This window comes from Sphingobium sp. AS12, from assembly GCF_019097845.1.
Taxonomy (GTDB): domain Bacteria; phylum Pseudomonadota; class Alphaproteobacteria; order Sphingomonadales; family Sphingomonadaceae; genus Sphingobium.
Map to the genome: position 1 here is coordinate 111,074 of NZ_JAHRGM010000035.1, position 12,860 is coordinate 123,933.

Sequence of the window (12,860 nt, forward strand, 5' to 3'; positions counted from 1 at the left end):
CCTCGCTTAAACCCCCCGGCACCTTTCGTCATGCTGAACTTGCGGGAGGGATGCACCATGTTCCCGCCTGCGCGGGAAAACATAGTGCCAGGAGCTCCTTACTTCGCCCCCGGCTTCCGTGCCGCCGCCTGCGCGATGGTTGCGCCGGGGGTGCTGGCCAGGCGGGAAATCGTCTTGAGCGCATAGTCGAGCTGGAAATCCTCCACGCCCTTCTTCTTCAGTTCCTCGGCCGACATGGCGAAGCGCGGATCGTCCTTGGCATCCTCTTCCAACGACTTGTCGTCGGTCTTGATCTCGTTGATCAAATGGCGGCGCAGGTCGCTTTCGCGATATTTGGGACGGTTCTTATAATCCGGGTCGGACAGTTGCGGAACGCGGATGTCGGGCTGGATGCCGCCTTCCTGCACGCTGCGGCCCGACGGCGTATAATAGCGTGCAGTCGTCAGCTTGAGCGCGGTCGTGTTGGACAGCGGCAACATCGTCTGCACGCTGCCCTTGCCGAAGCTGCGTTCGCCCATCACCAGCGCGCGATGCTGGTCCTGCAACGCACCCGCGACGATTTCCGACGCCGACGCCGATCCCGCGTCCACCAGCACGATCACCGGCAGACCCTTAGCGTCGTCGCCTGGCTTGGCATAATAGCGTTCGACATCGCCCTTGGCCCGGCCACGCTGCGACACGATCTCGCCACGCTCCAGAAATGCGTCGCTGACCGACACGGCTTCATCCAGCAGGCCGCCGGGGTTGGACCGCAGGTCCAGCACATAGCCGGTCGGCTTGTGGCCGAGCGACTTGTCGATGCTGCGGATCGCCTGCCGCACGTCGGCTCCGGTATTGGCCGAGAAGCTGACGATGTTGATGACGCCGATCCCGTTCTTCACTTCCCACTTCACGGGCTTCAATTGAATGATCTCGCGGGTCAGCGTCAGGTCGATCGGCTTGTCCCGGCCCGACCGCACGATGGTCAGCTTGAGCGAAGTGCCGGGCGCGCCGCGCATCTTGTCGACTGCCTCGTCCAGCGTGCCGCCGTAGATGAGCTGCCCGTCAATATGGGTGATATAGTCGCCCGCCTTGATCCCCGCGCGCCAGGCTGGCGTATCCTGCGTCGGCGCAATCACCTTGACCGCGCCATCCTCCTGCGTGACCGACAGGCCCAGGCCGCCATAGCTGCCCTCCGTCTGGGTGCGCAGATTCTGGAAATCGCGCGCGTCCAGGAAGCTGCTGTGCGGATCGAGACTGGCCAGCATCCCGTCGATCGCGCCCTTGATCAGCTTTTCATCGTCGACCTTCTCGACATAGTCGCTGCGGACCTTCTGGAACACGTCCATAAATTCGTCGAGCGCCTTGTAGCTCGATGCCTCCCCGTCGGCGAGCGCGGCCGTGGTGGCGGGAATGAGCGCAAGCGCCCCAAGCGCAAGCGCGCCCTGGAGGAAGGTAGATTTCATGGCTGTCCTTGATTCCGGCATCTGCGACCCATCATAAGCCGATTCGCGTCCCGACGCAAAAGCGCGCTTCGACCAATGTTGCGCAGGTTCGATGAGCGTCGGGTTAATGGGCGGGTGATTCTCACCCAAGTCCCACTAGCGGCACGATATCCACCGGCCGCCCGTTACGGCGCAATTCTATCGTGATGGTCGGGCGCCCCGGACCGGTGATCGCGACGGGATCGCCCTGCCGCACGCTGTCGCCCACTTGCGCGGTGACGCGGTGCAGGCCGGTGATCAGCGTGGTCCAGCCTTGGCCATGGTCGATGATCAATATCTGCCCATAGCCGCGATACGGCCCGGCAAAGGCGATTCGTCCGGCAGTCGGCGCGACGGCCTGCGCGCCAGCCTGCGTCACCAGCGTCAGCCCCCGCGACCGCACGCCGCCATCATTCACCTCGCCCATGCCCGTGACGAGCTGGCCGACCACCGGCAGGCGATAGGGTGGCGGGCCGCTCAGCGCGACCGTGCGTTCCGGGGCGGGAGCGCCGGTCTGGTCGGGCCGGGCGGGGCGCAGCAGCGGGCCGGGCAGGGCAGCCAGCTGCTCGCGCAGGTCGCCCGCTTCCTCCAGCCGGTCCATCAGGTCGACAATGTCGCGCGCCCGTTCGCCCAGCGCCAGCGCGCGTTCGCTCTCCAACCCCGCATTGGTACGATAGTCGCGCGCGGCGACCCGCTTCTGCGTCTCCAGTGCGGCGAGCTGCGCCTGCCGTTCCTTGCGCTGTTGCTGGCTGCGGGCCAGCGCGTCCGCGGCCTGTTGCGCCGTCGCGCGCAGCGCCCGGCTGCGCTCCAGTTCCGCGCGCAGCCCCGCCGTGCGCTGGCGGATCACTGGTAGCACCTGGCCCAGCACCGCGCGCATGTGGACCGCATCGGTGACCGAACCGGGCTGGACCAGCGTCAGCGCCAGCGGGCGACGCGCCATCATCTGGAGCGCGGCGGTGAGCCGCACCACCGGCTCCTGCTTAGCCGCCAGCCGCGCCGCCTGCGCCCGCTGCATCCGCGCGACGATGGCAATACGCGCCTGCGCGCCTTCTATGTCGGCTTCGGCCTGCTGGATGCGCGCGGCCATGGCGGCGGCGCGCCTGCGCGCCTGTTCCGCCTCGTCCCGCGCGGCCCCTGCCTGCTGGTCGAGCCGGACGGATCGATCGCGCGCTTCGTCCGACTGGCGACGTGCTGCCTTCAGCGCGGCCTGTTCCTGCTGCAATGTGGTTCCGGCGGTGCCTGGCAGGATGATCGCCCCGTCATCGGCGGCGGGCAGGCGGGATGCGGCCAAGGCTCCAAGGCCCGCTACCATCGCTATCATGATCCTGGCCCGCTTCACCGGGCTATCCTTCGCGATGATAGGGGTGGTTGGCAAGGATGGAGCAGGCCCGCCACAATTGTTCGGCCAGCATCGCGCGCGCCATCATGTGTGGCCAGGTCATGGCGCCAAAGGCGATCAGCAGGTCCGCATTCGCCCGGTCGGCGTCATCGAACCCGTCCGCCGCGCCGATCAGGAAACGACACTCGCGCGTCCCCGCGTCGCGCCAGCCTTCGATCCGCCGGGCAAAGTCCATGGAGGATAGCTGCTTGCCCTTTTCGTCCAGCATCACCGTGACGGTGCCGGACGCCTGCGGGGGCAGCTTGCCGCCCCGATCGGGCATTTCGGTAATCTTGTGCGGCATGGTCAGCCGCTTGACATAGCGGTCGACCAGATCGGCTTCGGGCGACCGCCCGATCTTCCCGCGCGCGATGATGTGGAGGAGCATGGCATATACCCCGTTCGTGCTGAGTAGGGACTGAGCGAAGTCGAAGGCCCGTATCGAAGCATGTGGCGCAATCCTTCGATACGCCACTTCGACAGGCTCAGCGGCTACTCAGGACGAACGGATTGTGATTTCCTTACGCCGTTCCCGCGACGGGTGCGTCGACAAAGCCCCACATCCGTTCCAGATTGTAGAAGCTGCGCACTTCGGGCCGGAACAGATGGACGATCACGTCGCCCGCGTCGATCAGCACCCAGTCGGCGACCGGCAACCCTTCGATGCGGCATGAACGACCTGTGCCTTTTTTGACCCGCTCGGCCAGATGCTGGGCGATCGCCGCGACCTGACGCGACGAACGACCGCTCGCAATCACCATATAATCGGCGATGCTGCTCTTGCCTTCGAGGGGGATGGAAATGGTTTCCTGGGCCTGGTCGTCGTCGAGCGACTGCATGACGAGGGCGTGCAGGGCAGCCACGCTATCGGCCGCTGCGGCCGTATCGTTGGCAATAAGGGGTCTGGTCAAAAAAGCTCCATTCTAGACGATCAGCCGACGCGTGAGCGGGTCCCGCACACGTGCTTGTTCATATTCGCGATGCCAGAGGGGGTTCGCCTGCCGAAACAGGGTCGCCGATCTTGGATCAGGGCGAAAGCGCAATAGCACGAGCGCCGGCGGTCTCCAATTCGTCCAGCCTGCTTTCTGGCAAGCGGGCAGGACGAAGCGCCGCAGCCAGCTCATGGCCACAGAGCCACGGGCGGCGTCATCATAGCCCGGACGGGCGATCACGGCAATGGGCATTTGCCGGGCGATGCCGCGCCAGTCCTTCCACTGGGCAAATTGCGCCAGATTATCGGCCCCCATCAACCAGATGAAGCGATTGCACCTGTAGCGACGGGTCAGCGCGCGCAGCGTATCGGCGGTGTAGCGCGTGCCCAGTTGCGTCTCGATCGCGGTGGCGCGAATCGGGGCGCGGCGCGCGACTTTGCGCGCATGGGCAAGCCGGGCGGGCAGGGGGGCCATGCCTGCGCGGGGCTTCAACGGATTGCCCGGCGACACCAGCCACCAGACTTCATCCAGCCCCAGCGCCTTGGCCGCAAACAGCGAGATGGCGCGATGCCCGCCATGGGCCGGGTTGAAGGAGCCGCCGAGCAGGCCGATGCGTGTCATCATCCCGCCATGCCATCTGGCGCACCGCGCCGCAATCTTGGCCTGAGGTCAGGGTGCCGTCACGATCCCCCAGGGTGCGGCCCCGACTGCGATGGTCGCCACAACCTGCGCGCTGGCCAGGTCGATCACGGATACCGAATCGGACAGCCCGTTGGCGGCATAGGCTTTGGCACCATCGCCGCTGACTGCGACATGCCACACCCGCTTGCCCACCGGCACATAGGCGCGGACGGTGCGGGTCGCGACATCGACCAGCGCGACATGATCGGCCCGGCCCAGCGCGACGATGGCGGTCCTGCCATCGGGCGTGAAGCGGATGCCGCACGGCAGGATGCGGTGCGGCGCGACACCCGGAATCGCAAAACGGATCGTCTCGATCACCGCACGGCTTTTCGTGTCGATAATCTGGACCGTGCCGCCAATTTCCGCCGCGACCCATAATTGCGCGCCGTCGGCGGTAAATTCGACATGGCGGGGGCGCTGGTCGGTCGGCGTTTCGGCCACCATGGCGTGCTTGGCGACATCGATCCAGTTGACGACTCCATCCTCCTCGGATGTCACTGCCACCCATTGTCCGTCCGGGCTTTGCGCCACCCCCTCCGGCTCGCCGCCCACATCGACCTGAAAGGCGACGGTGCGGCTGGCCAGGTCAATGGCGGTCAGCGCGGCATCATCCTCATTCGCGACGAACAGGGTCGCGCCGTCGCGCGAGAGGAAGAATTGCTCCGGGTCCTGCCCCGACGGCAATTCGGCGACCAGCCTGCCCGTGACGCGGTCGATCACCTGCACCGCATGATCAGCGCTGGCGCACAGATAGATGTAGCGGCCATCCTTCGACAGGGTGATTCCGCGCGGACGACCGCCCACGGCCCATGTCGCCGTCACCTGGCCCGACAGCGTATCGACCACCGACACACTGTCGCCCCGCTCGTTGGAGACATAGAGGGTTTCCCCCTGCGCCGCGACCGGCAGCGCCAGCCAGACGGCCCAGACGGCGATGCCGATGCGCTTCATAAACCCTGATCCTCTCGCCTCTTTGTCGGCCATCCTATCGGTCGCCGGGCGTGAGCGGGATTGTACCAATGGCCAATGGGCTGCGCGACCGCCTTGTCCGATATTCCGAGCCAACGAGAATCCGCTTGAGAGGATGAGGCATATGAAATTGGGACGGATCGCGCTGCTGGGTGCCATCGCCACTTTGGGCATGACCGGGGCGAGCGCGCTGCTGGCACATGGCGATGTCACGCCACAGGCAGTCGACACGACCGCGCTGCCCGAAATCGGCGAGGCCTGGCTCGAAAAAAACCCCTATAGCGGCAATGCCAAGGCGATCGAGATCGGCCAGTCGGCCTATGGCCAGAATTGCGCGCGCTGCCACGGCCTCGACGCCGAAAGCGGCGGCATCGCGCCAGACCTGCGCTATCTGGAGGCAGGCGAATCGGGCGACCAATGGTTTGCCGAACGCTATCGCCACGGGTCGAGCCATGACGGCAAGGTCTATATGCCACCCTTTGGCGACGTGCTGGGTCAGAAGGCGGGCTGGGCGATCCGCGCCTGGCTTGAAACCAAACATGAGGGATAGGGCGACGCTCAGCCGCCGCGCTCTGATCGGCGGAGCAGGCGCGGCGCTCGCGCTGGCGGCAGGCCACGGCGGCGCAGCCCCGCTGGCCAAGGTCAAGGCGCTCGGCACATTGCGGGTGGTGGTCTATCAGGACAACCGCCCCTGGTCGTGGGCGGAAGGCGGCAAGATCGTCGGCCTGGACGCCGATCTGGCACAGGCGATTGCGGCCAAGCTGGGCGTGCGCGCCGATGTGGCGCAACTGGTCGCGGACGAAAGCGTCGATGACGACCTGCGCAATGGCGTGTGGAAGGGCGGGCTGCTGGGCTTCATGCCTGGCGACCTGATGCTGCATGTCCCCTTCGACCGCAGCTTCGCGGCCCGCAACGATCAGGTCGCGATCGTCGCGCCCTATTATCGCGAAAGCTTTGCGCTGGCCGGTGTCGGCGGCGCGGTGGCGCTGGAAGGGATGCCGACGGAGTGGCGCGGCCACAAGCTCGCCGCCGAACTGGACTCCATCCCCGACTTTTATCTCATCGGCTCGTTCGGCGGCATATTGGCCAAGGACGTCGTCCATTATCCGACCGGATCGGCGGCGGTTGCGGCGGTGACGGCTGGGCAGGCGGACGCTGTCCTGGCGAGCCGCGCACAGATCGAACATGGGCTGTACCGCGCGGGGGCTGGCCGCGTTACCTTGCGCAAGGGACCGCTGCCCGCCTTCACCTCGCCCGGCTGGGACATCGGCATGGCGGTAAAGGAAAATAGCCGCACGCTGGGCGATGCGGTGGAAGAGATCGTCACCGCCATGGCGGCGAGTGGCGAGATGAAGGCGCTGTTCGCGCGCCACGGCGTCGACTGGACCCCGGCCAACGCTGCGGGCTGAGGGTCCGACCTAAGGTTCAATTGTCGCGCTGCCGCAGCGGCATAGTCTGCACATAAACCGGGGGCGTCCAATGCGCCCGAACACACAGGGAGGATGGTTATGAAGGGACCGATCATGCGGGCGCTGTCGGGCGTCGCGGCGATCACGCTGGCGATGGGGGCCGCGCCGCTGGTTGCACAGGGCGGGCCGACCGATGCGGATCTGATGAACGACGCCAAATCGACCGGCGATGTGCTGACCTATGGCATGGGACCGCAGGCGCACCGTTTCAGCAGCTTGAATGCCATCAACAGCGGCAATGTCGCCAAAATGGTGCCAGCCTTCTCCGCCTCGCTGGGCGGCGAAAAGCAGCGCGGACAGGAAGCGCAGCCGATCGTCTATGACGGCACCATCTATGTGACCGGCAGCTATTCGCGCCTGTTCGCCTTCGACGCGCGCACGGGCGAGGAAAAATGGCAATATGACGCTCGCCTGCCTGACGGGATCATGCCCTGCTGCGACGTGGTCAACCGGGGCGCGGCGATCTATGGCGACAAGATCATCTTTGCGACGCTCGACGCCCGGCTGGTGGCGCTCAACCGCAACACGGGCAAGGTGATCTGGAACAAGCAGATTGCCGACTATAAGGAAGGCTATAGCGCGACCGCCGCACCGCTGATCGTCAACGGCATGGTCATCACCGGCAATTCGGGCGGCGAATTCGGCGTCGTCGGCGCGGTCGATGCGCGCGATGTCAACACCGGCGAGCTGATCTGGCACCGCCCGGTGATCGAGGGCCATATGGGCACGCTCAAGGGCAAGGATAACGGAATTACCGGCAAGCTCAACGCGACCTGGCAGGGCGATTTGTGGAAGAGCGGCGGCGGCGCGACCTGGCTGGGCGGCACCTATGATCCCGACACCAACCTGCTCTTCTTCGGCACCGGCAACCCGGCCCCCTGGAACAGCCATCTGCGTCCCGGCGACAATCTCTACACCGCCTCCACGCTGGCGATCGATCCGGCCACCGGCGTCATCAAATGGCATTATCAGACCACGCCGCATGACGGTTGGGACTTCGACGGTGTCAATGAATTCATCCCGTTCGATGCCACGATCAACGGCAAGCCGATGAAGCTGGGGGCCAAGGCCGACCGCAACGGCTATTTCTTCGTGCTGGACCGCACCAACGGCAAGTTCATCGGCGCGCATAAATTCGTGATGCAGACGACCTGGGCCAATGGCTTCAACAAGAATGGCAAGCCCAACTATATCGTCGAAGGTCGCCCGCCAGCACCCGGCGATGCCAAGGGCAAGCCGGTATTCGCCTCGCCATCCTTCCTAGGCGGCAAGAACTGGATGCCGATGGCCTACAGTCAGGACACCGGCCTCTTCTACATCCCGTCCAACGACTGGGGCATGGACATCTGGAACGAACCGATCGCCTACAAGAAGGGCGCGGCCTATCTCGGCGCTGGCTTCACCATCAAGTCGATCGCCGACGATCATATCGGTGCGTTGCGGGCGATGGACCCCAAGACCGGCAAGATCATGTGGGAATATAAGAACAAAGCACCGCTCTGGGGCGGGGTGCTGACCACTGGCGGCAATCTGGTATTTACCGGCACACCCGAAGGCTTCCTCAAGGCATTCGACGCCAAGACCGGCCAGGAACTCTGGAAATTCCAGACCGGGTCAGGCGTGGTCGGATCGCCGGTCACCTGGGAACAGGATGGCGAACAATATGTCGCCGTCATGTCCGGCTGGGGCGGCGCTGTGCCTTTGTGGGGCGGCGAAGTCGCCAAATCATTCAAGGACATCAATCAGGGCGGCGCGCTCTGGGTGTTCAAGCTGCCGAAATAAGGGAGTTACGGTCATGATTGTCATGGGACGCGGCAGCTATGCAACGCATACTCCGGCACCGCCGCCAGCTATATTGCGGCTTGCCACGTCCCATGACTTGGCCGATCATTCGGGCCGGGGGCAGGATATGGGCCAATATATGGGCGGCGAAGCGATCATGGAGCGGGTGCTGATCGTCGATGATCATCCGCTGGTGCGCGACGGGTTACGCAGCGTGATCGCGATCAGCTTTGACAATATCGAGATATTCGAGGCTGCCAGCCTTGAAGAAGCTATCAACACACTGGAAAAACAAGATAATTTCGATCTCATCCTGCTCGACCTCCACATACCGGACGTGCGGCGGCTCGACGGCCTCAAGCTGCTGCGTGATCGTTTTCCGATCCTGCCGGTGGTGATGGTGTCGGGCGCGTTTGACCGCGCGATCGTGCAGGAGGCGCTGGCCGCAGGCGCGGCGGGGTTCATCCCCAAATCCTTGAAGCGTAGCGCTATCGTCGATGCCCTGCACCGCGTGGTGTCGGGCGAAATCTACCTGCCCGAAACCATGGGCGAGGGCGCCGCGCCTTCCGCCGACGAAGATGACATCACCCGCCGGATCGACAGCCTGACGCCGCAGCAGAAAACCGTGCTGGGCCATCTGGTCAACGGTCGCCTCAACAAGCAGATCGCCCACGACCTCAACGTGTCGATGACCACGATCAAGGCGCATGTGTCGGCGATCCTCCAGAAACTGGGCGTGCTGAGCCGCACCCAGGCGGTGATCAAGGCGAACCGGGTGCATTTCCGCGCCGACTGACCAGCGCGACAGGCGGTCTATTTCAACATTGTCCGCAGCAGCGCGCGCAACTGCGCAGGCTTCACCGGCTTGCTCAGCAGCGGAATGCCGCACGCGTCGAGCCGGACCTTCAGATCCTTGCCGCGATCGGCCGAAATCATGACCGCGGGCACTGGCCCGCCAAAATGGGCGCGCAGCCGGTCGATCACATGGTCGCCGGTCTCACCGTCGTTCAGATGATAGTCGATCAGGATGATGTCGGGCTTCGCGTCGTCGCCGAACAGCGCGGTCGCATCGGCAAAGCCGCCCCCCGCCTGCACCGTACAGCCCCAGCCTGCCAGCAGGGTCGTCATGCCGGTCTGGATCGCCCGTTCATTGTCGATCACCAGCACGTTAAGGCCGCGCATGGTGCGATCACGCCCGACTATGTCCGGCTCGCCGTCGGGATCGGCCACCGGCTCGCCCGCTGGCAGGCTGATCGCAAAGGTCGATCCGCGACCGGGCGCTGAATCGAGCGTAATCGGGTGGCCCAGCATGTCGCTCGCCCGCTTGACGATTGCCAGCCCCAGCCCTTTGCCGCTGGTGCGGGTGTCGAGCCGCCGAAACTCCTCGAATACCAATGCCTGCTTGTCGAGCGCAATGCCGGGGCCGCTGTCCACCACGCTGATGCGCACGCCATCGGGTCCGCTTGTGCATTCCACCCGCACCGACCCCTGCTGGGTATAGCGCAGCGCGTTGGACAGGAAATTTTGCAGGATACGCCGCAGAAGCCTGATGTCGGAGCGCACCCAGACCGGTTCGCTGGTGATCGCCAGCTCCAGCCCGCCCGCCCGCGCCATCGGCGCAAATTCGACGCGCAGCGTGTCGAGCAGTCGGTCGAGCCGGAAATCGCCAATCTCCGGCTGGATCGCGCCTGCGTCCAGGCGGCTGATCTCCAGCAGCGCCTCCAGCAGATTCTCGACCGAATCGAGCGCGGTCGATGTCTGGTTGACCAGCGCGCGGGTCGGCAGCGCCAGCCGCCGGTCGCCCAGCGCCGCAACGAACAGCCGGGCGGCGTTCAAGGGCTGGAGCAGGTCGTGGCTGGCGGCGGCCAGAAAGCTGGTCTTGGACAGGTTCGCCTTTTCCGCCGCCGTCTTGGCGTCACGCAACTGCGCCTCGATCGCCCGCCGTTCGGCGATTTCGCTCTCCAGTTCTGCGGTGCGCTCGGCGACCCGGCGCTCCAGCGTCTCGGCTGTTTCCTGCAAACCCGCCTGCGCGCGCACCATGGCGGTGACGTCGGTAAAGCCGATCACCTGTCCGCCGCGTTCCAGCGCGGTGCTGCGCAGTTCGAAACTGCGTGTCCCCGCATGGACCAGCGCGTGCAGCGGCTCGCCCCCCGGCCGGTCGCCGCGCCAGTCGAGGCAGCCGCCATCGGCCATGCCCAGCCGGTCGCGGCACCAGCGCACCAGCGCGCCATGGCTACCGCCCTCCTGCGCCCAGTCGCCGGGTAGATCGAGCAGATGCTGGAGCGCCTCGTTCCACGCCGCGACCCGGCCCTGCGCGTCGAACAGGCACACGCCTTCGGACAGATTATCGAGCGTCGATTGCAGGATCAGGTTGCGCTCGGCCAGTTCCAGCGCCCGGTTGCGCGCGTCCTGCGCTTTGACCTCGGTAATGTCGGTATAGATGCCGACGATGCCGCCTTCGCTGGTGCGCAGTTCGTTGATCTGGACCCAGCGTCCGTCAGCCAGCGCCTGGACATGGCCACCATCGGCGACGCTGTGGCGGGCCAGCCGGTCGGACACCCAACGGTCGGGGGCGACCAGCGATCCGGGCGTGCGGTGATGCGCGGCGGCCAGGCGCGCCAGTTCGTCAAAGGCCAGCCCTTCGCGGACCTGATCGGCAATTTCGGGCCAGAAACCCAGATAGGCCTCGTTGAACAGGACCAGCCTGTCCTCCGCATCGAACAGGACGAACCCCTCATTGATCGAATCGATCGCGTCGCGCAGCCGGGTCTGCGCCGCGTCGGCGCTGGCATGGGCCTGCGCCAGATCGGCGTTGGCGGTGGCCAGACGACCAAGCGCATCCTCCAGCTCACCCGTCCGCTCCCGCACCATCGCTTCCAGCGTAATCGCGGTCTCGAACATCGAAAAGGCGTTGCCGGCCATGTCGCTCGACCGTTCGACCCGGTCGATCAGCGCGGCATTGATCTTGCGCAGCTTGCGGTTTTCTTCCCGCAACATGTCCAGCTCGCTGTCGGGTTTAGGCGAAACGCTCATCGCCCGATCGCTAGCCCGCTGAAGGTCTGGTTGACGTGCAGCGCATGATATTGCTCACCATAGGTATTAAATCCGATGACGCGATGGCGGCCGTACAGTTCAGACACGGCCCGGCTGATCTGCCGCTGTTCGGCGTCGATCCGGTTCAGCACGCAATCGAACGCGATGATCCGGTCCACCGTGCCGACATGGGCGGCGATGTCGGCGAACATCGCCTCCATCCCTGCGATGCGCTCCACCGGCTCTCCCACGGTCAGCACGATGCCCTCGTCGATCGCGCAGTAGAAGGTCAGGCTGCCGTCCTGGTTCGCGCTCTGGATCGACCGGACATGATAGTCGCCGCCCGCCCGCACCATCGGCGGATGGGCGGCGTAAAAGGCCAGGCCCAGCGCTTCGCCGGCATGGCCCGCCAGCCGCAGATATTCCTGCGCGGCGGGTTCGGCGTTGATTTCGGTGACGATACGGTCCTGCGGGATCGCGCCGGTCACCACCATCTTAGCCGCGCCGGGTCGGTAATGCTGCCCCTTGAACACATGGAGCGGCCGGGGGGTTGAGAGGATGGCGATCACGGCGGCGCGGTGATGGAATCGGCCACCATGCAAGATCGCGGTTTCGCGGAAATCCAGCCCGTCACCCGACGATCCGCCGATCAGCGGCACGTCGCCCAGCGCATCCTGGATCGTCATCGTTAGCAATTCCTCGCGATGGGACAGGCCATCGACCAGGAACAGCGCGACATGATTGACCCGATCACCCAGATGGCGGCTGTCGCGCTCGGCCACCGCCGCGAGTGACCGGACGGCTTCCCGCGCGGCTGTGGGATCAAAGGCGTCGATATCATCGAAACAATGGGACACCATATGGAAGCTGGCGGCAGGAAAGCCGATGACGCTCAGACTATCCTCATCATAGCCTGCCTCGGTCAGTTCGCCCGAACTGGTGCAACCGATGGCGATGACCTGTTCGCCATGGCGGTTGACGGCGCGGGCCAGCGCATCGCGGTCGAAACGGTGCGAGCAAAAGAGCAGCATCCCGGCGAGCGGCGCATCGCCCAGCGCGCCGGCGACCTGCGCCATCGCGTCGGCCGGATCAGGCATGTGGCTCGACGCAAAGACAATATCCGCCGCCTCCATGCTCATCTTGCTCTCTC

General features: G+C 65.4%; 12 protein-coding genes. 4 read left to right on the top strand and 8 right to left on the bottom strand.

The genetic code is table 11. From position 1 onward, the window contains the following. Positions 1–98: 98 nt before the first annotated feature. The 6 genes from KRZ98_RS13755 to KRZ98_RS13780 all read right to left on the bottom strand — a co-directional run bounded on the left by KRZ98_RS13755 (position 99) and on the right by KRZ98_RS13780 (position 5,408). Complete coding sequence (locus KRZ98_RS13755; RefSeq protein ID WP_119743568.1) at positions 99–1,445, bottom strand: S41 family peptidase; 1,347 nt, start codon at positions 1,443–1,445, stop codon at positions 99–101. Between the two features lie 121 nt (positions 1,446–1,566). After that, complete coding sequence (locus KRZ98_RS13760; RefSeq protein ID WP_217674393.1) at positions 1,567–2,784, bottom strand: murein hydrolase activator EnvC; 1,218 nt, start codon at positions 2,782–2,784, stop codon at positions 1,567–1,569. Between the two features lie 22 nt (positions 2,785–2,806). Continuing rightward, positions 2,807–3,229 (bottom strand): 23S rRNA (pseudouridine(1915)-N(3))-methyltransferase RlmH, encoded by a 423-nt coding sequence (locus tag KRZ98_RS13765; RefSeq protein ID WP_217674054.1) that lies wholly within the window; start codon positions 3,227–3,229, stop codon positions 2,807–2,809. A gap of 133 nt (positions 3,230–3,362) precedes the next feature. Beyond that, entirely contained in the window at positions 3,363–3,752 is a 390-nt protein-coding gene (gene rsfS / locus KRZ98_RS13770; RefSeq protein ID WP_006962280.1) for a ribosome silencing factor, read from the bottom strand. 12 nt (positions 3,753–3,764) lie between these two features. Then, positions 3,765–4,430: a nicotinate-nucleotide adenylyltransferase gene (locus KRZ98_RS13775; protein ID WP_368389834.1), complete on the bottom strand. Its 666-nt coding sequence runs from the start codon at positions 4,428–4,430 to the stop codon at positions 3,765–3,767. Between the two features lie 12 nt (positions 4,431–4,442). Next, positions 4,443–5,408, bottom strand: coding sequence for a PQQ-dependent catabolism-associated beta-propeller protein (locus KRZ98_RS13780; RefSeq protein ID WP_217674056.1), 966 nt, complete (start codon positions 5,406–5,408; stop codon positions 4,443–4,445). A 142-nt stretch (positions 5,409–5,550) separates the two neighbouring features. Here KRZ98_RS13780 and pedF point away from each other — a divergent pair, with 142 nt between their 5' ends. From pedF to KRZ98_RS13800, 4 genes are all read left to right on the top strand, one after another. Continuing rightward, entirely contained in the window at positions 5,551–5,976 is a 426-nt protein-coding gene (gene pedF, locus KRZ98_RS13785; protein WP_217674057.1) for a cytochrome c-550 PedF, read from the top strand. Then, positions 5,966–6,835 carry an ABC transporter substrate-binding protein gene (locus tag KRZ98_RS13790; RefSeq protein WP_217674058.1) on the top strand — a complete coding sequence of 290 codons (870 nt, stop codon included), beginning with the start codon at positions 5,966–5,968 and terminating at the stop codon, positions 6,833–6,835. The genes pedF and KRZ98_RS13790 overlap by 11 nt, the downstream gene beginning before the upstream one ends. Positions 6,836–6,934: 99 nt before the next feature. Then, on the top strand, positions 6,935–8,677 hold the full coding sequence (locus KRZ98_RS13795) for a methanol/ethanol family PQQ-dependent dehydrogenase (protein WP_217674059.1): 1,743 nt from the start codon (positions 6,935–6,937) through the stop codon (positions 8,675–8,677). 13 nt (positions 8,678–8,690) lie between these two features. Continuing rightward, complete coding sequence (locus KRZ98_RS13800; protein WP_217674060.1) at positions 8,691–9,473, top strand: response regulator transcription factor; 783 nt, start codon at positions 8,691–8,693, stop codon at positions 9,471–9,473. 17 nt (positions 9,474–9,490) lie between these two features. Here the strand turns inward: KRZ98_RS13800 and KRZ98_RS13805 are convergent, their stop codons facing one another. Both KRZ98_RS13805 and KRZ98_RS13810 read right to left on the bottom strand, forming a co-directional pair. Then, a complete protein-coding gene (locus tag KRZ98_RS13805; RefSeq protein ID WP_217674061.1) occupies positions 9,491–11,710 on the bottom strand; it encodes a NahK/ErcS family hybrid sensor histidine kinase/response regulator in 2,220 nt (739 codons plus the stop codon). After that, the gene (locus tag KRZ98_RS13810) at positions 11,707–12,849 is read right to left on the bottom strand and encodes an FIST N-terminal domain-containing protein (protein WP_217674062.1); all 1,143 of its coding nucleotides are present in this window, start codon (positions 12,847–12,849) and stop codon (positions 11,707–11,709) included. The genes KRZ98_RS13805 and KRZ98_RS13810 overlap by 4 nt, the downstream gene beginning before the upstream one ends. Between the last annotated feature and the right edge of the window lie 11 nt (positions 12,850–12,860).